Below are 19,818 nucleotides of genomic sequence, written 5' to 3'. Positions count from 1 at the left end.
GACCGAACCGGAGACCGGTCAGAGCCGCGCTCGTGGCTCTGACGTCCATGGCGCTGCTACCGCTCGGCGCCCTCGGCGCCACCGCCGCGCCGAACGCCGCCGAGGGCCTGCCCGCCAAGGCCGAGAAGCGCGTCCTCGAGGAGTTCGAGGACGGGGGGAAGACGACGTTCTGGGTCAACCTCGCCCAGGACGCGGACCTGACCAGGGCCAACAGGCTCACCGACAAGACCGCCCGGGGCGCCGAGGTCCTGCGGTCCAAGAAGGAGACGGCCGAGGAGAGCCAGGCAGACGTCCTGGCGGTGGCCGAGAAGAACGGCGCGGAGGCGCGCTCCTTCTGGATCATCAACACCGTCCAGGTCACCGCGGGCAAGGCGGTGGCGGAGAAGATCGCGGCCCTCCCCGAGGTCGAGTCGATCCGCGCCGACCGGGGCATCAAGCTGGACGAGCCCGAGAAGGGCGAGCGCGAGAACCGCGTCTCCGGCGTCGAGTGGAACATCGACGCCGTCAACGCCCCCGACGTGTGGGAGGGCGACGGCGTCCGCGGCGAGGGCATCGTCGTCGCCAACGTCGACACCGGCGTGGACCACACCCACCCGGCCGTGGCCGCCTCCTACCGCGGCCGGAACGGCGACGGCACCTTCAGCCACGACTACAACTGGTTCGACCCGGCGTCGATATGCGCCGGCGGGAACCCCTGCGACAACAACGACCACGGGACCCACACCATGGGCACCATGGTGGGCGACGACGGCGGCGCCAACCAGATCGGCGTCGCCCCCGGCGCCACCTGGATCGCCGCCAAGGGCTGCGAGTCCAACTCCTGCTCGGACGCCTCCCTGCTGGCCTCCGGCGAGTGGATCCTCGCCCCGACCGACCGCGCCGGGAACAACCCGCGGCCGGAGATGGCGCCCGACGTCGTGAACAACTCATGGGGCGGCAGCGGCTTCGACCCCTGGTACCAGGAGATCGTCGACTCCTGGCGCGCGGCGGGCATCTTCCCCGCCTTCTCCAACGGGAACAGCGGTTCGTCGTGCAGCACCTCCGGCTCACCGGGCACGTACGTCTCCAGCTACTCCACCGGCGCCTTCGACGTGAACGGCGCCATCGCCTCCTTCTCGTCGCGCGGCCCGGGCGAGGCCGGCACGGTCAAGCCGAACATCGCCGCCCCCGGCGTCAACGTCCGGTCCTCCGTCCCCGGCGGCTACGACAGCTTCAACGGCACCTCCATGGCCTCCCCGCACACCGCTGCCGCCGTCGCCCTGATCTGGTCGGCGTCCCCGCAGTTGCAGGGCGACGTCGAGGCCACCGAGGAACTGCTCGACCAGACCGCCGTCGACACCGAGAACCTGCAGTGCGGCGGCACCGCGGCCCGCAACAACGTCTTCGGCGAGGGCAAGCTGGACGTGCGCGCCGCCGTGGACAACGCGCCGCGCGGCCCGGTCGGCTCGCTCGGCGGCACCGTCACCTCCGGCGGCGAGCCGCTCGCGGGCGTGCGGATCACCGTCGACGGCCCCATCGACCGCACCGTCACCTCCGGCGCCGACGGCGGCTGGACGCTGCCCGTCCTGTCGGTCGGCGAGTACACCCTCACCGCCTCCAAGTACGGCTACCTGAACGGCACCGCCCGGGCCACCGTCACCGAGGGCGCGACGGCGTCCGCTTCCATCGCGATGGAGCAGGCCCCGTCCTCCACCGTCTCCGGCACGGTGCGCTCCACCGAGGGCCCGGTCGGCGGCGCCACCGTCTCCTTCGCGGGCACCCCGGTCTCCACCACCACGGCCGCGAACGGCACCTATTCCGCCGTCGTCCCGAACGGCGACTACACCCTCGAAGCGGTCTCCTCCTCGCTGTGCCTGACCAAGGCGCAGAAGGAGATCAGCGTGAGCGCCGACCTCACGGCCGACCTCACCCTGCCCGCCCGGAAGGACTCCTTCGGCACGGCCTGCTCCACCGGCACCGCCGAGTGGATCGCCGGCGACACCCCGCTCGCCCTCACCGGCGACGACGCGGCCGCCCCGGTGAACCTGCCGTTCACCTTCCCGCTCTACGGCAACCAGTACGGCGCCGGTCACGTCAGCACCAACGGCGTGCTCACCTTCGGCGGCAGCTCCACCAGCTTCTCCAACGTCGCCATCCCGTCCACGGCGGCCCCCAACGCCGCCCTCTACCCGTTCTGGGACGACCTGACGGTCACCTCGCCCGGCCAGGTCACCACCAAGAGCTGGGGCGAGGCGCCGAACCGCAGGTTCCTGGTCGAGTGGCGCGACGTCATGCCGCGGGGAACCACCGTGCGCTTCTCCTTCTCGGTGGAGCTCACCGAGAGCGGCGGCGTCACCTACCGCTACAAGGACGTCCCGGCCGGCAACGCCCGCCTCCAGGGCAACAGCGCCACCGTCGGCGTCGAGAACGCCACCGGTACGGTCGCCCTCCAGTACGCGCTGAACCAGCCGGTGCTCGCGGACGGCATGAGCATCTCCTTCCGCGACACCAGCTCCCGGATCCGCGGCACGGTCACCGACGCCAACGACGGCAGGCCCGTCGAAGGGGCCGAGGTCACGGCCGGCGGCGCCACGGCGGTCACCGGCGCCGACGGCGGCTACACCCTGCGCGTGCCCGAGGGCGAGAACACGGTCGTCGTGCGGGCCCCGGCCTACCGCGGCTTCGAGAAGACCGTCCAGGTCGGCTCCGGGGAACTGGTCGAGGTCGGCGCTGCCCTGGCCACCGGCGCCGTCGCCGCCTCCGCGGAGAGCGTGCTCGCCGTCGTCCCGCCGGGCGAGGACCGGGAACGCGGCCTCACGCTGGCCAACTCCGGCTCCGAGACGGAGTTCACCGTCACCGAGAACGCGGACTGGCTGGCCCTGGACGGCGCCACCGGCACCCTCGCCAAGGGCGCCGAGGAGAAGCTGGGCCTGAGCCTGTCCACCGACGGGCTGACCGCCGGCCAGGTCTACACGACCGAGGTCACCGTCCGCTCCGCCTCCGGGCGCGCGCCCGAGTTCACCGTGCCGGTCACCCTGGTGGTGCCGGGCTACTCCCGGGCCGTCGACGTCGGCGCCACCACCGGCACCGCGGCCGACTCCGACGGCGCGGCCTGGAGCGCCGACCGCGCGTACACCAGCGGTTCGCACGGCTGGGTCGGCCGGTCCACCACCACCCGCGTCAGCGGCGGCATCGCGGGCACCGTGGACGACGCCCGCTTCGCCACCGCCCGCGAGGGCGCCCTCGAGTACCGCTTCGACGGCCTCGCCGACGGCGTCTACGACATCGAGGTGGACTTCGCGGAGATCGGCAACAAGGCCCCGGGCAAGCGCGTCTTCGACGTGATGGCCGAGGGCACGACCCGTGTCGACAACCTCGACATCGCCCTCGAGGCGGGCCAGCGGACGGCGCTCACCAAGACCTTCCGGGTCACGGTGACCGACGGACAGCTGAACCTGCGCCTCGTCGCCGGTGACGGGAAGACGCTCGTCAACGCCCTGAAGGTCACCGAGCGCCCCGACCTGGGCTGACGCGGCGCCCTGGGGCCCGTCCCGCCGCCTACGCCGCGGCCGGGCGGGCCTCAGGGCGTCCGTGGTGCGGAGAGGAGGGACAAGCGGATGGAAGCGCACAGGGCGGAGTCCGGGGGGCTCGACCTGCAGATCCTGCGCATGCTGCTCGACGGGTGCACCGACGCCACCGTCGCCGTGCGCCTGGGCATCGGGCGGCGGACCGTGCAGCGGCGGATCCGGCAGATGATGGACGCGGCGGGCGTCAACACCCGCATCCAGCTCGGCTGGCACGCCAGGGAACACTTCCCCCGCCTGAGCCCCCGCGCGTCGGCGCGGGACCTGCAGGACCTCGCGGATCTTAGGAGGAAAGTACAAAGCTGAAGATCGCGTTTGTGGATGATCCGTGTCTGGTTCCCCCGGCTTCGGCCGGGGGAAACTGAAGTACGTGCCTTTTTCCCTCGGCGGTCCACGCCGCAGGGCCGTATCTGTTCTTTCGGGATGTGCACGTGCGATTCCTCAACGACGTCCAGCCGACGTACGACCTCACCTACGACGACGTCTTCATGGTTCCGAGCCGCTCCTCCGTCGGCTCCCGCCAGGCCGTCGACCTCTCCTCGCCGGACGGCACCGGCACCACGGTCCCGCTGGTCGTCGCCAACATGACCGCCGTCGCGGGCCGCCGGATGGCCGAGACCGTCGCCCGCCGAGGCGGACTGGTCGTCATCCCGCAGGACATCCCGATCGAGGTCGTCACCGAGGTCGTCGGCTGGGTCAAGAGCCGCCACCTCGTGCTGGACACCCCCATCGTGCTCTCCCCGCACCAGACCGTCGCCGACGCGCTCGCCCTGCTGCCCAAGCGGGCCCACAACGCCGGCGTGGTCGTCGACGAGCACTACAAGCCGGTCGGCGTCGTCACCGACCAGGACCTCTCCGGCGTCGACCGGTTCACCCAGCTCTCGCAGGTCATGTCCCGCGACCTCTTCCTGCTGGACGCCGACGTCGACCCCCGCGAGGCGTTCGTCACCCTCGACGCCGCCAACCGCCGCTACGCCCCCGCCGTGGACGCCGAGGGCCGCCTGGCCGGCATCCTCACCCGCACGGGCGCGCTGCGCGCCACCCTCTACACCCCCGCCGTCGACGCGCAGGGCAGGCTCCGCATCGCCGCCGCCGTCGGCATCAACGGCGACGTGGCCGGCAAGGCCAAGCAGCTGCTGGACGCCGGCATCGACACCCTGGTGATCGACACCGCGCACGGCCACCAGGAGTCGATGATCAGCGCCGTCCGCACCGTCCGGGCGCTCGACCCGGCCGCGCCGATCGTCGCGGGCAACATCGTCTCCGCGCAGGGCGTGCGCGACCTGATCGAGGCGGGCGCCGACATCGTCAAGGTCGGCGTCGGCCCCGGCGCCATGTGCACCACCCGGATGATGACCGGCGTGGGCCGCCCGCAGTTCTCCGCCGTCCTGGAGTGCGCCGCCGAGGCGAAGAAGCACGGCAAGCACGTCTGGGCCGACGGCGGCGTCCGCCACCCGCGCGACGTGGCGATGGCCCTCGCGGCCGGCGCCTCCAACGTGATGATCGGTTCCTGGTTCGCCGGCACCTACGAGTCCCCGGGCGACCTCCAGCAGGCGCCCGACGGGCGGCTCTACAAGGAGTCCTTCGGCATGGCCTCGGCGCGCGCGGTGGCCAACCGGACCTCCGAGGAGTCCTCGTACGACCGTGCCCGCAAGGCGCTCTTCGAGGAGGGCATCTCCACCTCGCGGATGTTCCTCGACCCGGCCCGGCCGGGCGTCGAGGACCTCGTCGACTCGATCGTTGCGGGCGTCCGCTCCTCCTGCACCTACGCGGGCGCGGGCGACCTGGCGGAGTTCGCGGAGAAGGCCGTCGTCGGCATCCAGAGCGCGGCCGGCTACGCGGAGGGCAAGCCGCTGCACGCCAGCTGGAGCTGATCTGTTCTACTGCCCGTACAACCACGTACGGAAGTGATCCCCGCGCCTTGCTGAACGAGCTCGACGAACGCATCGTGCGCGCCCTCGCCGAGGACGCGCGCCGGTCCTACGCCGACATCGGCCAGATGGTCGGCCTGTCCGCGCCCGCCGTGAAACGGCGGGTGGACCGGCTGCGGGAGACCGGGGTGATCACCGGGTTCACGGTCCGCGTGGACCCGGCCGCCCTCGGCTGGTCCACCGAAGGGCTGGTCGAGGTGTACTGCCGCGGCAACACCTCGCCCGAGACCATCCGCCGCGGGCTGGAGCGCTATCCCGAGGTCGTGTCCGCCTCCACCGTCACCGGGGAGGCGGACGCGGTCGTCCAGGTCTTCGCCGAGGACATGCGGCACTTCGAACAGGTGCTGGAGAGGATCGCGGGGGAGCCGTTCGTCGAGCGCACCAAATCCGTTCTGGTCCTTTCCCCGCTTCTGCGGCGCTTCTCCGGCGGATCCGGACTACCCTCGACGGTATGAAGCGCCGACGACATTGACCTGATGCCCCGGGCCGCCTGACGGCGGCCCTGTACGCCTACTCCTTCCTGGGCGACTGCGTCGTCCTGTACCCGGTGTACGCGTTGCTGTTCGCCGACGCCGGGCTGTCCGTGGGGCAGATCTCCTCGCTGTTCGCGATCTGGTCCCTGACCGGTGTCGTCGCCGAGGCGCCCTCCGGGGCCCTGGCCGACCGGTACTCGCGGCGTTCCGCGCTGCGCGCCGGACCGCTGCTGTCGGCCGCCGGCTTCGCCCTGTGGGTCTGGGCGCCCTCCTACTGGTCGTTCGCGGCCGGTTTCGTGCTGTGGGGTGTGGGCGGCTCGCTGGCCTCCGGCGCGCTCGAGGCCCTCGTCCACGACGAACTGGAGCGGGCGGGCGCGGTCGCGCGCTACCCCGCGGTGATGGGGCGGGCCCGGACGGCGGAGACCCTGGGCGTCGTGGCCTCCATGGCGGTGGCCGGTCCCCTGCTCGAGGCCGGGGGACAGACGCTGATCGGCGTGGCCTCGGTCGCGGCGTGCCTGCTGGCGGCGGGGGCGGCCCACGCCATGCCGGAGCGGCGGGACGGCGGGGTGCCCGGCGGGCCCGGTGAGCCCGCCGAGACGGATGAGCCCGGCGTCCTCGGGGAGGACCCCGACGGGGCCGGCGTCTCCGGCGAGGACCGAGCGACCCGGGTGCGGCCCGTCCGGTGGCCGGTCGGGGCGATGCTGCTGGTCGCGGCGGTGTCCGGGGTGTGGGGCGCGCTCGACGAGTACACGCCGCTGCTGGTCCGGGAGACCGGGGCGGCGGACGGCGAGGTCTCCTGGTACCTGCTGGCGATCTGGGCGGGCGCGGCGGTGGGCGGTCTGCCGGCCGGGCCCGCGGAGCGGTGGTTCGCGGGGCGGAGGCTCGGTCCGCTGCTCGCCGGTTCGGCGGCGATGCTGGGGTGGGGAGCGCTGTGGGGGACGCCCGCCGGGACGGCGGTGCTCGCCGGACTGGCCTTCGCCGGGTTCCAGCTCGCCACGGTGCTGGCGGACGCGCGGCTGCAGCACGCGATCCGGGGGCCCGGGCGGGCGACGGTCACCTCCGTGGCGGGCATGGCCACGGACCTCACCGTGATAGCGACGTACACCGCGTACGGCGCGCTGGGCGAGCCCCACGGCGTGACCTTCGCGGTCCTGGCGTGCGCGTACGCCGTGCCGGCGGCGGTCCTGCTGCGGCGGGACGGTGGCCGCCGTGGCCGCGGGAGTCGTCACGGCAGCCGCGTCTGAGCGGCGGCGCCGACCCCGCACGCGCCCGCCCAGGGGGCACACGCAACGTTTCGACGGGGATGCCGCGGTACACGCAACGATTCGCGCGGTTGTCCGCAACGGATCCGTATTGTCCGCCCCGACGCACGGACCGTACTGTCGTGGGCGCGGTCGAAGCCGCAGCTCGACCCACCCGCCTTCCCGCCGGAGACCCCGCCATGCGCACCGCCCTGCTCCAGAGCTCCGGCCGTCCGGGCGACACCGGCGCGAACATCGCCGTCCTCGACGCGGCGGCCGCCCGCGCCGCCCGCGCGGGAGCGGAACTGATCGCCGCCCCGGAGATGTTCCTGACCGGCTACGCGATCGGGGACGCCGTCCCCCGGCTCGCCGAGCCCGCCGACGGACCGTCCGCCGAGGCCCTCTCCGCCGTCGCCGCCCGCCACGGCATCGCGATCGCCTACGGCTACCCCGAGAGCGACGGCGGGCACACGTACAACTCCGCCCGGCTGATCGGCGCGGACGGCGCCCCGCTCGCCAACTACCGCAAGACGCACCTCTACGGTGACTTCGAGCGGACCCACTTCACCCCGGGCGACACCCCCGTCGTCCAGGCCCGCCTCGGCTCCCTCACCGTCGGTCTGCTGATCTGCTACGACGTGGAGTTCCCGGAGAACACCCGGGCCCACGCCCTGGCCGGAACGGACCTGCTGCTGGTCCCCACCGCCCTGATGCACCCCTACCGGTTCGTCGCCGAATCGCTGGTACCGGTGCGGGCGTTCGAGAACCAGATGTACGTCGCGTACGTCAACCGCACCGGCACCGAAGGGGAGTTCGCCTTCACCGGCCTCACCCTGCTGGCAGGCCCCGACGGGGTCGTCGCCGCGCGGGCCGGCGAGGGGGAGGAGATCCTTCTGGCCGAGGTCGATCCCCGGCTGCCCGCCGCGTCCCGCGAGACCAACCCGTACCTCCAGGACCGGCGCCCCGGCCTCTACGGCGCCCTGGCCGAGTCCGCCCTCGCCGAGCCCGCCCGCGCCGCCGCCCGCACCGCCTGAACCGTCTCGACCCGTCAGCCAGCCGTCTCGACCCGTCGGTCAGTCACCCCAGGAGTCCGCACCCGATGACGTCCACCGTGCCCACCGCCGTCCCGCACGCCGGTGAGGGGCTTCCCCCGGTCACCATGTTCGGCCCGGACTTCCCCTACGCCTACGACGACTACCTGGCCCACCCGGCCGGTCTCGGCCAGGTGCCCGCCACCGAGCACGGCACCGAGGTCGCCGTCATCGGCGGCGGGCTGTCGGGCCTGGTCACGGCCTACGAGCTGATGAAGATGGGCCTCAAGCCCGTCGTGTACGAGGCGGACCAACTCGGCGGACGCCTGCGCACCGTCGGCTTCGACGGCTGCGACCCCGGCCTCACCGCCGAGCTCGGCGCGATGCGCTTCCCGCCCAGCTCGACCGCGCTCCAGCACTACATCGACCTGGTCGGCCTGGAGACGAGGCCGTTCCCCAACCCGCTCGCCCCGGTGACCCCCTCGACGGTGGTCGACCTCAAGGGCGAGAGCCACTACGCGGAGACCGCCGAGGACCTCCCCGAGGTCTACCGCCGGGTCGCCGACGCGTGGGCGCGCTGCCTCGAGGAGGGCGCGGACTTCTCCGACATGAACCGCGCCATCCGCGAGCGCGACGTGCCGCGCATCCGGGAGATGTGGGCCCGACTGGTCGAGAAGCTGGACAACCAGACCTTCTACGGCTTCCTCTGCGACTCCCCGGCCTTCGCCTCGTTCCGCGACCGCGAGATCTTCGGCCAGGTCGGCTTCGGCACCGGCGGCTGGGACACCGACTTCCCCAACTCCATCCTGGAGATCCTGCGGGTCGTCTACACCGAGGCGGACGACCACCACCGCGGCATCGTCGGCGGCTCCCAGCAGCTGCCGCTGCGGCTGTGGACCAGGGAGCCGGAGAAGATCGTCCACTGGCCCTACGGCACCTCGCTGAGCTCCCTGCACCCCGGCGGCGAGCCCCGCCCCGCCGTCACCCGCCTGCACCGGACGGCCGGCAACCGGATCACCGTCACCGACGCCGACGGCGACATCCGCACCTACCGGGCCGCGGTGTTCACCGCCCAGTCCTGGATGCTGCTCTCCAAGATCCAGTGCGACGACGCGCTGCTGCCCATCGACCACTGGACCGCGGTCGAGCGCACCCACTACATGGAGTCCAGCAAGCTGTTCGTGCCGGTGGACCGGCCGTTCTGGCGGGACAAGGACCCGGAGACGGGCCGCGACCTGATGTCGATGACCCTCACCGACCGGATGACGCGCGGCACCTACCTGCTGGACGACGGCCCGGACCGGCCGGCCGCCATCTGCCTCTCCTACACCTGGTGCGACGACAGCCTGAAGTGGCTGCCGCTGTCCGCCCACGAGCGGATGGAGGTGATGCTGAAGTCGCTGGGGGAGATCTACCCGGGCCTCGACATCCGCCGCCACATCATCGGCAACCCGGTCACCGTCTCCTGGGAGAACGAGCCCTACTTCATGGGCGCGTTCAAGGCCAACCTGCCCGGCCACTACCGCTACCAGCGCCGCCTGTTCACCCACTTCGTGCAGGACCGGCTGCCCGAGGACCGGCGCGGCCTCTTCCTGGCCGGCGACGACATCTCCTGGACGGCCGGCTGGGCCGAGGGCGCGGTGCAGACGGCGCTCAACGCGGTGTGGGGCGTGATGCACCACCTGGGCGGCTCCACCGACCCGACCAACCCCGGACCGGGCGACGTCTACGACGAGATCGCGCCGGTCGAACTCCCGGAGGACTGACGGGAACCGCGGCAGGCGCACGCGAAGGCGCAGACGCAGACGCCGGCGACAGTACAGCCACAGCCACGGGCCCCGGCGGCGGTCTCAGCGGTCGAGCGGGGTGAGGAGCATCCGGCTCACCACGCCCACGGCCGCGTCCAGCCGCTCGGTGAACTCGGACGCCAGGTCCGGCAGGCGCCGCAGCGCCCACAGGGCCCGGGCCATCGACCAGGTGGTGTCCCGGGCCCGCTCCAGGCTCCACGAGCCCGCCAGGTGGGTCAGGGGGTCGGCGACCTGGAACAGGTCCGGGCCGGGCATCAGCTCCTCGCGCACCCGCTCCTCCAGGGACGCCAGCAGGTCGCCGACCCGCTCGAACTCGTCCTCCAGGTCGGCCGGGCGGCAGTCGAGCGTCCGACACGCGTCCACCACGGCCAGCACCAGGTCGTGGCCGATGTGCGCGTTGACCCCCGCCAGCGCGAACTGCACCGGCCGCACGCCGGGATGGCCGCGCAGCCGGAACAGCGGGCGCCAGCAGGCGGGCGGCCGTCCGCCCCGGCCGTCCGCCTCGGCGACCGCCAGGTAACGCTCGGCGAAGACCACGCCCAGCGCCGAGGCCTGACCGCGGTCCGCGAAGCGGCCCCGGCCGAGCAGCTCGGCGAACTCCGCGGTGACGGTGAGATAGACCCGGTTGAAGACGGCCACCCCGTCCCGTCGGTGCAGCGAGGCGTCCAGCGCGCGCATCCGTTCGACCACGGCGTCAACCGCGCGTGCCGAGGTGCAGTCCACCGTGTCAACGGGGGGTGGGATTTCTCCGATCGTGGCCATGGGAGCAGCGTCGCAGTCCTACGCTGGCCGCGGTGTCGCCCCGGCATCCGTTCCCCCCTGCGGGGGATACGGGCGCCGGGGCCGATGACGCCGGAGCAGGGCAGGACCGTGAGGGGAGCACCACGCGTGGACCGACCGGAGCAGGCGGCGCCGGGACGACGGGCCGGACACGGTCGGAGGCTGCTCGCCGCGGCCGCGGGGGCGCTGGTGGCCGCGGCGCTGACGGCGGGCCTGGTGGCGCAGGCTCCCGACACGCAGGCATCGCGGCCCCCGGCTTCGGGGAACCCGGACGCGCGGACCGGGACCGAGGTGTCGCCCCCGGCCACCGGGTGGGACCCGGTCCCCTCGCCGCAGATCATGTCGACCTCCTCGCCGCGGCCCGGCCCGGAGTCCGGCGGGAATCCCGCCGGGCAGCGGGCGGCCGCCGGGGTCGGGCGGCTCTACCTGCACCCGGACTCGCAGGTGGGGGCGTGGGTGCGCGGCAACCGGGAGGACCGGCGCCGCCCCGTGATCGAGTCCCGGATCGCCTCCCGCCCCGCCGCGGTGTGGTTCGCCGACCCGGACGCCGGCACGGTCGCGGACCGGGTCGCGGCGGTCACCTCCCGGGCCGCCGCGGAGGGCCGGGTCCCGGTGCTGGTGGCGTACACGATCCCCCACCGGGACTGCGGCCAGTACTCCGCCGGCGGCGCCCACGACCTGCGCTCCTACGACCGGTGGGTCGACCGGTTCGCCGCCGGGGTCGGCGGCGGGGAGGCGATCGTGATCCTGGAGCCGGACGCGGTCGCCCAGTCGCACTGCCTCTCCGCCCGGGACCGGGACGCCCGCTTCGCCTCGCTGGCCCGCGCGGGACGGGTGATCAAGCGGGTCGCGCCGCGCGCCCGTGTCTACTTCGACGCCGGTCACTCCGGCTGGATCGACCCCCGCAAGCAGGCCGGTCTGCTGCGGCAGGCGGGCGCCGCCTCGCCGAGCGCCTCCGACGGCGTCTTCAGCAACGTCTCCAACTTCCGGAGCACCGGGGACGAGGTCCGGTACGTCCGCGAGGTTCTGGCCGCCCTGGACGCGCCCGCGAGCCACGGCGCGGTCATCGACACCAGCCGGAACGGCAACGGGCCTCCCGCCGGGGGGGAGTGGTGCGATCCGCCCGGCCGGAGGATCGGCCGGGCGCCCGCGCTCTTCCCGGGGGAGGCCCGTGTCGACGCGTACCTGTGGGTGAAGCTGCCGGGCGAGTTCGACGGCTGTCGGGGCAAGGCCGGCGTCTTCGACCCCGCCTACGCCTACGAACTGGCGCGCTGACCGCCGCCGTCGGCCGTGCCGCCGCCGTCGCCGGTGCCGTGGGCCGGACCGGAGTCGTAGCGGGAGGTGCCCTCGTCGAGCAGCGGCTCCTGGGCCTTCATGTGCGCCGGGGCGAACAGGCGCAGCGCGTGGTAGCCGGTGATGACCACCAGGGTGCCCAGCGCGATGCCGCTCAGGGTGAAGTTGTCGGTGATCTTCATCGAGACGTTGCCGACGCCGATGATGATGCCCGCCGCGGCCGGGACCAGGTTGAGCGGATTGCGCAGGTCCACCCGGCCGTTGAGCCAGATCTGGGCGCCGAGCAGGCCGATCATGCCGTAGAGGATCACGGTGATGCCGCCGAGCACCCCGCCCGGGATGGCCGCGACGACCGCGCCGAACTTGGGGCAGAGGCCGAAGAGGAGCGCGAAGCAGGCGGCGGCCCAGTACGCGGCCGTGGAGTAGACGCGGGTCGCCGCCATCACGCCGATGTTCTCGGAGTAGGTGGTGTTCGGCGGGCCGCCCACCGCGGTGGAGAGCATCGAGCCGATGCCGTCGGCGGAGATCGCCTTGCCCAGCTTGTCGTCCATCGGGTCGCCGGTCATCTCGCCGACGGCCTTGATGTGGCCGGTGTTCTCGGCGACGAGGGCGATCACCACGGGCAGCGCGACCAGGATGGCGGACCAGTCGAACGCCGGCCCGTGGAAGTCCGGCAGGCCGAACCAGGCGGCGTCCTGCACGCCGGAGAGGTCGAGCCGCCAGTGGTCCACGACCTTGCCGGTGGCGTCGGCCGAGTGGATCCGGCCGAAGACCACGTCGAACAGCCAGGAGATGCCGTAACCGAAGATCAGCCCGAGGAAGATCGCCACCCGGGACCAGAAACCGCGCAGGGCGATGACCGCGAAACCCGTGAACAGCATGGTCAGCAGGGCCACCCACTGGTCCTGGGGCCAGTAGGTGGTCGCGGTGACCGGGGCCAGGTTGAAGCCGATCAGCATCACCACGGCGCCGGTCACCACCGGGGGCATGGCCGCGTGGATGATCCGGGCGCCGAACCTCTGGACCGCGAGACCGACCAGGAAGAGCGCCACGCCGACGCAGAACACCGCGCCGGTGACGGTGGCGCTGGACCCGCCCTGGGCCCGGATGACCGCGGCGACGCCGACGAAGGAGAGCGAGCAGCCGAGGTAGCTCGGCACCCTGCCGCGGGTGACCAGCAGGAAGATGATCGTCGCGACGCCCGACATCATGATGGCGAGGTTCGGGTCGAGCCCCATCAGGATGGGGGCCACGAACGAGGCGCCGAACATCGCGACCACGTGCTGGGCGCCGAGCCCGGCGGTGCGCGGCCAGGAGAGTCGTTCGTCCGGGCGTACCACTGCTCCGGGTGCGGGCGTACGCCCGTCGCCGTGCAGTTTCCAGCGCACGCCGAGGTCCATAGGAGTTCTGCTTTCTCAGGTTCCGAGATCTCCGGTTCTGACCGATTCTGTTCAACCGGAGGATCGCTGTCCGCAACATTGTGGCGGATGGCGACAGGGGTCACCCGGCGGGATGCTCCGCCGTCCGCGAGGCGCCCTGCCTGTCCGACGTCCCGGGCGCCCGGGAGCCGCCGCCTTCCCCGTCGCCCTTTCCCTCGCCCTCTCCGCCGCCCTTTCCGTCGCTTCTCCCGGCGCCCGTCCCGGTGGTCCGCCCGCCCGGCCGCAGCACCCCGGCGAGTCCCGCCACGCCGAAGGCCAGCAGGGTCACCAGGGAGAAGGAGACGACCAGGCTGGTCGCCTCGGCCAGCGCGCCGATGGCTCCGGGGGCGATCAGGCCGGAGGTGTAGGTGATGGTGGCGACGCCCGCGATGGCCTGGCTCGGGTTGGGGCCGCTGCGCCCGGCGGCCGCGAAGCAGAGCGGAACCACCACGGCGATGCCCAGCCCCAGCAGGGCGAACCCGGTCATGGCGAGGGCCGGGTGCGGGGCCACGACCACCAGCACACCGCCCAGCGCCGCGAGCGTGCCGCCCGCCCGGACCGTGCGGACGGCGCCGAAGCGGTCGACGACCGGGTCGCCGGCGAACCGGGCCAGCGCCATGGTGAGGGTGAAACCGGTGGTGCAGGCGGCGGCCAGGGTCGCCGAGGACCCGAGCACGTCCCGCAGGTAGACCGCGGACCAGTCCAGGCTGGCGCCCTCGGCGAAGATGGCGCAGAAGCCGATCGCGCCGATCAGCAGCGACGACCTCGGCGGCAGCGCGAACCGCGGCGGCGGCTCCTCGTCGACCGCCGCGCGGATGTCCAGCACCCAGGAGCAGGCCGCCAGGCCGACCACGGTCAGCACCGCCGCCGCGACCGTGAAGTGCAGCCGGCCGTCCGCCTCCAGGTGGGCGGCCAGGGTGCCGCCCGCCGAGCCGAGCAGCGCCCCGGTGCTCCACATGCCGTGCAGGCCGGACATGATCGACCGGTCCAGACGGTTCTCCACCTCCACGCCGAGCGCGTTCATCACCACGTCGGCCATGCCCGAGGTGGCGCCGTAGACGAGGAGCGCGAGGCACAGGGTGAGCAGGTCCGGGGCGATCCCGGGAAGCACCAGGGAGAGCGTCCAGGCCGCCAGCAGCAGGCGCAGCGACGTCCGGCCGCCGAGCACGTGGGACATCCGGCCGGCCAGCGGCATGGCCAGCGAGGCGCCCAGGGCCGGCATCGCCAGCGCCAGACCCAGCCGGCCCGCGCTCACCGAGGCGTGGTCGGCGACCCACGGGACCCGGGAGGCGAACGACCCCGCCACCGCGCCGTGCACCGCGAACACCGTGGCCACGGCGTAGCGCGCCCGGCGGACCTGCGAGGGTCCGTGGGCCGGACCGGACGTCGACGTGTCGGACACCAAGGTCTCTCCCCCGGGCGGAGCAGGTGCACCGTGCACCGATCTGACCGTACACGCGAGCGAAGGGTCGTTGTGAGTCAGTCCACAGAGGCGGCCTGTCGACGGCCGTCGGCGGCATGGCACACTGGGCGTGTCAGATCAATGACCAACAGCGCACTCCGGGGTCGGTGAAAATCCGAACCGGCGGTTACAGTCCGCGACCCGGCCGCCTCCAGCGGTCGGCTGACCAGGTGAAATTCCTGGACCGACGGTTAAAGTCCGGATGGGAGGCAGTGCGCGGCGGGCAGGGCACATCCGTGTCGTCCGCCGGAACGGGCATGCGCCCGCAGGTCGTCCTGACCGCGTCCTCGGGCGCGGTCGTCAGGCGTACCCGCGGCCGGTACCCGCCGTCCGGCGCGACCTCGGTGCGGTGTGGGCCGTACGCCCGTTCATGTCCTGCCGTCCGTCACGGCAGCCCCGGAGTCCGTGCCTTCACGGCAGGAGGACCCGGGAAGTGTTCACCGGCATCGTCGAAGAGCTGGGTGAGGTGACGGCCGTCGAGCAGCTCGACGACGCCGCACGGTTCCGGCTGCGAGGCCCCGTCGTCACCGAGGGCGCCCGCCACGGCGACTCGATCGCCGTCAACGGCGTCTGCCTCACCGTGGTGGAGCACGAGGGCGACGAGTTCACCGCGGACGTCATGGCCGAGACCCTCAAGCGGTCCGGCCTGGGCGCGCTGGCCGTCGGCTCCCGCGTCAACCTCGAACGGCCCACCCCCGTGGGCGGCCGCCTGGGCGGGCACATCGTGCAGGGCCACGTCGACGGCACCGGCACCGTCCTGGACCGCCAGGCCTCCGAGCACTGGGAGGTCGTCCGCATCTCGCTCCCCGCCGAGCTGTCCCGCTACGTCGTCGCCAAGGGCTCGATCACCGTCGACGGCATCAGCCTCACCGTCGTCGAGGCCGGCCAGGACTTCTTCACGGTCAGCCTGATCCCCACGACGCTGGCGCTGACCACCCTCGGCATCAAGCGGACCGGCGACCCGGTCAACCTCGAGGTCGACGTCGTGGCCAAGTACGTGGAGCGGCTGCTCGGCGCGGACCGGACGGAGGCGGGCGAGTGAACTGGCTCACCACGGACGCGTTCACCGTCCTCGGGCAGAACATCATCTGGTCCGACCTGATCGGCAACACCCTCGGCCTCGCCGCGCTCGCCCTCGGCTGGCTGCGCAACGTCTGGACCTGGCCGCTCCAGCTCGTCTCCGGCCTGGTGCTGATCGCGGCGAACCTCGCCGTCCAGCAGGGCGGCGGCGTCGGCAAGCAGGTCGTGGTCATCGCCGTGGCCGTCTGGGGCTGGCGCGCCTGGACGCTGGGCCGCAAGGAGTCCCAGGACGGCACCCTCCAGGTCCGCTTCGCCACCTGGCGCGAGCGGGGCCTGCTGGTGGCGGGCGCCGTGGCGGGCACCCTGGCCGTCGGCGGCCTGTTCACCCTCTTCCCGTCCCTGTCCTGGAGCCCCTGGGCCGACGCCTACATATTCGTCGGCACCCTGGTCGCCATGTACGCGCAGGCCAAGGGCATGGTCGAGTTCTGGTTCGCCTGGCTCCTGGTCGACCTGGTCGGCGTCCCGCTGAACTTCGCGAGCGGTCTCGCCTTCTCCGGCCTCATCTATCTCGTCTACGGGGCACTCGTCCTGTGGGGCATGCGCGACTGGTGGCTCCGGTCCCGCGCCGCCCAGCGACCCGTCCTGGAAGGAACGCCGGCATGACGGCACCCGCCTGGAACCCCCGTCCCGGAACCCCCGAGGACCCGGACTCCCTGATGCTCGCCCTCGACCCCGTCGAACAGGCCGTCGCCGACATCGCGTCCGGCCGCCCCGTGGTGGTCGTCGACGACGAGAACCGCGAGAACGAGGGCGACCTGGTGGTCGCCGCCGAGGCGGCCACCCCCGAGATCGTCGCCTTCATGATGAGCGAGTGCCGCGGCCTGATCTGCGCCCCCATGGAGGCCGCCGAGCTCGACCGCCTGCGGCTGCCCCAGATGGTCCGGGACGAGGCGAACACCGAGTCCATGAGGACCGCGTTCACCGTCTCCGTGGACGCCACCGCCGCCCACGGGGTCAGCACCGGGATCTCCGCCGAGGACCGCGCCGCCACCCTGCGCCTGCTGGCCTCGGGCACCGCCGGCCCGGACGACTTCGTGCGCCCCGGACACGTCTTCCCGCTCCGCGCCCGCCCCGGCGGCGTGCTGGAGCGCCCCGGCCACACCGAGGCCGCCGTCGACCTGGCCCGGCTCGCCGGCCTGCGCCCGGCCGGCGTCATCGTGGAGATCGCGGGGGAGGACGGCCGGATGCTGCGCCTGCCCGAGCTGGTGCCCTTCGCGCGCAAGCACGGACTGACCATCGTCTCCATCGAGGACCTGATCGCCTACCGCCGTTCCGCCGAGCCCACCGTGCGGCGCGAGGCCGAGGTCCGCCTGCCCACCCGGTACGGCGACTTCACCGCCCACGGCTACCGCTCCACCGTCGACGGCGTGGAACACGTCGCCCTCGTCCACGGCGAGATCGGCGACGGCCGCGACCTGCTGGTCCGGCTGCATTCCGAGTGCCTCACCGGCGACGTCTTCCACTCGCTGCGCTGCGACTGCGGACCCCAGCTCGAGGCGTCCCTGGCACGCATCCACGAGGCCGGCCGCGGCGTCCTGGTCTACCTGCGCGGGCACGAGGGCCGCGGCATCGGCCTGATGTCCAAGCTGCGCGCCTACGAACTGCAGGAACGCGGCCACGACACCCTCGACGCCAACCTGGAGCTGGGGCTGCCCGCCGACGCCCGCGACTACGGCGCCGGCGCGCGGATCCTCGCCGACCTCGGCGTCCGCACCGTGCGGGTGATGACCAACAACCCCGACAAGACCGACGCGCTCGCCCGCCACGGCCTGGAGGTCCTCTCCCGGATCCCCATGCCCGTGCAGGCCGGCGAGCACAACGCGCGGTACCTGCGCACCAAGCGCGACCGGATGGGGCACGACCTCCCGTGGCTCGACCAGGACGGCCCGGTGGCCGGCTGCGCCGACCAGTGACCCCCTCGTCCCCGACCCCCCACCCCACCCCCGATCCCCACCCGAAGAACCAGGAGCGAACGTGAGCGGCAAGGGCGCACCCGAACTGACCGTCGAGAACTGCGGGGACCTGCGGGTCGCCGTCGTGGCGGCGCAGTGGCACGAGAAGATCATGGACGGCCTGGTCGACGGCGCGCTGCGCGCCCTGACCGATCTCGGGATCACCGAGCCCACCCTGCTGCGGGTCCCCGGCAGCTTCGAGCTTCCCGTGGTGGCCAAGGCGCTGGCCGACCGCGGTTACGACGCGGTGGTCGCCCTCGGGGTGGTCGTCCGCGGCGGCACCCCGCACTTCGACTACGTGTGCGAGGGCGTCACCCGGGGACTGGTCCAGGTCTCGGTGGAGACCGGCGTCCCGGTCGGCTTCGGCGTGCTCACCTGCGACACCGAGGAACAGGCCCTCGACCGGGCCGGACTGCCCGGCTCCCACGAGGACAAGGGCCACGAGGCCGTCACCGCCGCCGTGGCCACCGCCACCACCCTGCGTTCAGTATCCGAACCGTGGCGGTGACTCCTCGCGGGGGCGCGTAGGGTAGGACCACCATGTCCAAGAAGACTTTCGAGGAGCTCTTCTCCGAGCTCCAGCACAAGGCCGCGCACGGCGACCCCGCCACCTCCCGCACTGCCGAACTGGTGGACAAGGGCGTCCATGCCATCGGCAAGAAGGTGGTCGAGGAGGCGGCCGAGGTCTGGATGGCGGCCGAGCACGAGAGCAAGGAAGCCGCCGCCGAGGAGATCTCGCAGCTGCTGTACCACGTTCAGGTGATGATGGTCGCCCGCGGCATCAGCCTGGACGACGTGTACGCCCACCTGTAGGCCGCCCCCGCCCCGCGCGACCCCACGCGCCGCCCCGGCGGCCGCTCCCGCCTGCGTCCGCCCCGTGCGCGACACCCCACCCGAGTCGAACGAAGGAAGCCGTTTCATGCTGCGCATCGCCGTCCCCAACAAGGGTTCCCTCTCCGGCCCTGCGGCGGCCATGCTGCATGAGGCCGGCTACCAGCAGCGCCGGGAGTCCAAGGAACTGCGGATCGTCGACCCGGTCAACGAGGTGGAGTTCTTCTACCTCCGCCCCCGCGACATCGCGATCTACGTCTCCTCCGGCCGCCTCGACATCGGGGTGACCGGCCGCGACCTGCTCATCGACTCCGGCGCCGACGCCGAGGAGATCCTCCCGCTCGGCTTCGCCCGCTCCACCTTCCGCTTCGCCGCCCGGCCCGGCGCCGTCGGGGACCTCGCGGACCTGGCCGGCAAGACCGTCGCGACCTCCTACGAGGGCATCGTCGACAAGTACCTCGCCGAGCAGGGCGTCGACGCCTCCGTGGTCCACCTGGACGGCGCGGTGGAGACCGCCATCGAGCTGGGCGTCGCCGAGGTCATCGCCGACGTCGTGGAGACCGGCACCTCGCTGCGCAACGCGGGCCTGGAGGTCTTCGGCGACCCGATCATGAAGTCCGAGGCCGTGGTGGTGCGCCGCACCGGCGCCGGGACCGACGACCCCAAGGTGCAGCAGTTCCTGCGCCGCCTGCAGGGCGTCCTGGTCGCCCGGACCTACGTGATGATGGACTACGACTGCCGGGTCGAGCAGCTCGAGAAGGCCGTCGCCCTCACGCCCGGCCTGGAGTCCCCGACCGTGTCCCCGCTGCACAACGAGGGCTGGGTCGCCGTCCGCGCCATGGTCCCCTCCGCCGACGCGCAGAAGATCATGGACGACCTGTACGACATCGGCGCCCGCGCCATCCTGACCACCGCCATCCACGCCTGCCGCCTCTGACCGCGCGGCCGGCACTGC

At 73.0% G+C, this 19,818-nt stretch carries 16 protein-coding genes, 1 pseudogene and 1 riboswitch; of the genes and pseudogenes, 14 read left to right on the top strand and 3 right to left on the bottom strand.

Annotated elements, in window-relative coordinates:
• Positions 1-32: 32 nt before the first annotated feature.
• From ABZ836_RS13730 to ABZ836_RS13700, 7 genes and pseudogenes are all read left to right on the top strand, one after another.
• Positions 33-3,509, top strand: a complete 3,477-nt coding sequence (locus ABZ836_RS13730; RefSeq protein ID WP_361141940.1) for a S8 family serine peptidase — start codon at positions 33-35, stop codon at positions 3,507-3,509.
• 120 nt (positions 3,510-3,629) lie between these two features.
• Positions 3,630-3,869 (top strand): annotated as a pseudogene (locus tag ABZ836_RS13725) (helix-turn-helix domain-containing protein); the annotation flags it as partial.
• A 125-nt stretch (positions 3,870-3,994) separates the two neighbouring features.
• Positions 3,995-5,437 carry a GuaB1 family IMP dehydrogenase-related protein gene (locus tag ABZ836_RS13720; RefSeq protein ID WP_361141938.1) on the top strand — a complete coding sequence of 481 codons (1,443 nt, stop codon included), beginning with the start codon at positions 3,995-3,997 and terminating at the stop codon, positions 5,435-5,437.
• A 47-nt stretch (positions 5,438-5,484) separates the two neighbouring features.
• Positions 5,485-5,949 (top strand): Lrp/AsnC family transcriptional regulator, encoded by a 465-nt coding sequence (locus ABZ836_RS13715; RefSeq protein WP_361141936.1) that lies wholly within the window; start codon positions 5,485-5,487, stop codon positions 5,947-5,949.
• Positions 5,950-6,041: 92 nt separating this feature from the next.
• Positions 6,042-7,211, top strand: coding sequence for an MFS transporter (locus ABZ836_RS13710; RefSeq protein WP_361141934.1), 1,170 nt, complete (start codon positions 6,042-6,044; stop codon positions 7,209-7,211).
• 197 nt (positions 7,212-7,408) lie between these two features.
• Complete coding sequence (locus ABZ836_RS13705; RefSeq protein WP_361141932.1) at positions 7,409-8,242, top strand: carbon-nitrogen hydrolase family protein; 834 nt, start codon at positions 7,409-7,411, stop codon at positions 8,240-8,242.
• Positions 8,243-8,307: 65 nt separating this feature from the next.
• Positions 8,308-10,005: an FAD-dependent oxidoreductase gene (locus ABZ836_RS13700; RefSeq protein WP_356134071.1), complete on the top strand. Its 1,698-nt coding sequence runs from the start codon at positions 8,308-8,310 to the stop codon at positions 10,003-10,005.
• 84 nt (positions 10,006-10,089) lie between these two features.
• On the opposite strand, the gene ABZ836_RS13695 is transcribed toward ABZ836_RS13700, so the two are convergent.
• Complete coding sequence (locus tag ABZ836_RS13695) at positions 10,090-10,725, bottom strand: DUF5995 family protein (RefSeq protein ID WP_356134159.1); 636 nt, start codon at positions 10,723-10,725, stop codon at positions 10,090-10,092.
• Positions 10,726-10,935: 210 nt separating this feature from the next.
• Here ABZ836_RS13695 and ABZ836_RS13690 point away from each other — a divergent pair, with 210 nt between their 5' ends.
• A complete protein-coding gene (locus ABZ836_RS13690) occupies positions 10,936-12,102 on the top strand; it encodes a glycoside hydrolase family 6 protein (protein ID WP_356134072.1) in 1,167 nt (388 codons plus the stop codon).
• On the opposite strand, the gene ABZ836_RS13685 is transcribed toward ABZ836_RS13690, so the two are convergent.
• Complete coding sequence (locus tag ABZ836_RS13685; RefSeq protein ID WP_356134074.1) at positions 12,084-13,520, bottom strand: solute carrier family 23 protein; 1,437 nt, start codon at positions 13,518-13,520, stop codon at positions 12,084-12,086. The two genes, ABZ836_RS13690 and ABZ836_RS13685, sit on opposite strands and share 19 nt — an antisense overlap.
• A 100-nt stretch (positions 13,521-13,620) precedes the next feature.
• On the bottom strand, positions 13,621-14,940 hold the full coding sequence (locus tag ABZ836_RS13680; RefSeq protein ID WP_361141930.1) for an MFS transporter: 1,320 nt from the start codon (positions 14,938-14,940) through the stop codon (positions 13,621-13,623).
• Between the two features lie 149 nt (positions 14,941-15,089).
• Positions 15,090-15,220, top strand: a riboswitch (FMN riboswitch).
• Positions 15,221-15,433: 213 nt separating this feature from the next.
• On the opposite strand from ABZ836_RS13680, the gene ABZ836_RS13675 reads away from it, so the two are divergent.
• The 6 genes from ABZ836_RS13675 to hisG all read left to right on the top strand — a co-directional run bounded on the left by ABZ836_RS13675 (position 15,434) and on the right by hisG (position 19,800).
• Positions 15,434-16,042, top strand: coding sequence for a riboflavin synthase (locus tag ABZ836_RS13675; protein WP_356134078.1), 609 nt, complete (start codon positions 15,434-15,436; stop codon positions 16,040-16,042).
• On the top strand, positions 16,039-16,683 hold the full coding sequence (locus ABZ836_RS13670; protein ID WP_356134080.1) for a nicotinamide mononucleotide transporter family protein: 645 nt from the start codon (positions 16,039-16,041) through the stop codon (positions 16,681-16,683). The genes ABZ836_RS13675 and ABZ836_RS13670 overlap by 4 nt, the downstream gene beginning before the upstream one ends.
• 53 nt (positions 16,684-16,736) lie before the next feature.
• Positions 16,737-17,993 (top strand): bifunctional 3,4-dihydroxy-2-butanone-4-phosphate synthase/GTP cyclohydrolase II, encoded by a 1,257-nt coding sequence (locus ABZ836_RS13665; RefSeq protein ID WP_361142116.1) that lies wholly within the window; start codon positions 16,737-16,739, stop codon positions 17,991-17,993.
• Positions 17,994-18,054: 61 nt separating this feature from the next.
• Positions 18,055-18,540: a 6,7-dimethyl-8-ribityllumazine synthase gene (ribH, locus tag ABZ836_RS13660; RefSeq protein ID WP_356134082.1), complete on the top strand. Its 486-nt coding sequence runs from the start codon at positions 18,055-18,057 to the stop codon at positions 18,538-18,540.
• 32 nt (positions 18,541-18,572) lie between these two features.
• Complete coding sequence (locus ABZ836_RS13655; protein ID WP_356134084.1) at positions 18,573-18,845, top strand: phosphoribosyl-ATP diphosphatase; 273 nt, start codon at positions 18,573-18,575, stop codon at positions 18,843-18,845.
• 106 nt (positions 18,846-18,951) lie between these two features.
• Positions 18,952-19,800: an ATP phosphoribosyltransferase gene (gene hisG / locus ABZ836_RS13650; protein ID WP_356134086.1), complete on the top strand. Its 849-nt coding sequence runs from the start codon at positions 18,952-18,954 to the stop codon at positions 19,798-19,800.
• Positions 19,801-19,818: the final 18 nt, after the last annotated feature.

Source organism: Streptomyces sp. NPDC047130 (genome assembly GCF_040643475.1).
Taxonomy (GTDB): domain Bacteria; phylum Actinomycetota; class Actinomycetes; order Streptomycetales; family Streptomycetaceae; genus Streptomyces.
This window is presented reverse-complemented; position numbering and strand designations above follow the sequence as displayed.

Excerpts from the sequence above, each read along its gene's own strand:
- ABZ836_RS13700 (WP_356134071.1), top strand. The coding sequence starts at position 8,308 with ATGACGTCCACCGTGCCCACCGCCGTCCCGCACGCCGGTGAGGGGCTT.
- ABZ836_RS13705 (WP_361141932.1), top strand. The coding sequence starts at position 7,409 with ATGCGCACCGCCCTGCTCCAGAGCTCCGGCCGTCCGGGCGACACCGGC.
- ABZ836_RS13665 (WP_361142116.1), top strand. The coding sequence starts at position 16,737 with ATGCTCGCCCTCGACCCCGTCGAACAGGCCGTCGCCGACATCGCGTCC.
- ABZ836_RS13695 (WP_356134159.1), bottom strand. The coding sequence starts at position 10,725 with ATGCGCGCGCTGGACGCCTCGCTGCACCGACGGGACGGGGTGGCCGTC.
- ABZ836_RS13685 (WP_356134074.1), bottom strand. The coding sequence starts at position 13,520 with ATGGACCTCGGCGTGCGCTGGAAACTGCACGGCGACGGGCGTACGCCC.
- ABZ836_RS13655 (WP_356134084.1), top strand. The coding sequence starts at position 18,573 with ATGTCCAAGAAGACTTTCGAGGAGCTCTTCTCCGAGCTCCAGCACAAG.
- hisG (WP_356134086.1), top strand. The coding sequence starts at position 18,952 with ATGCTGCGCATCGCCGTCCCCAACAAGGGTTCCCTCTCCGGCCCTGCG.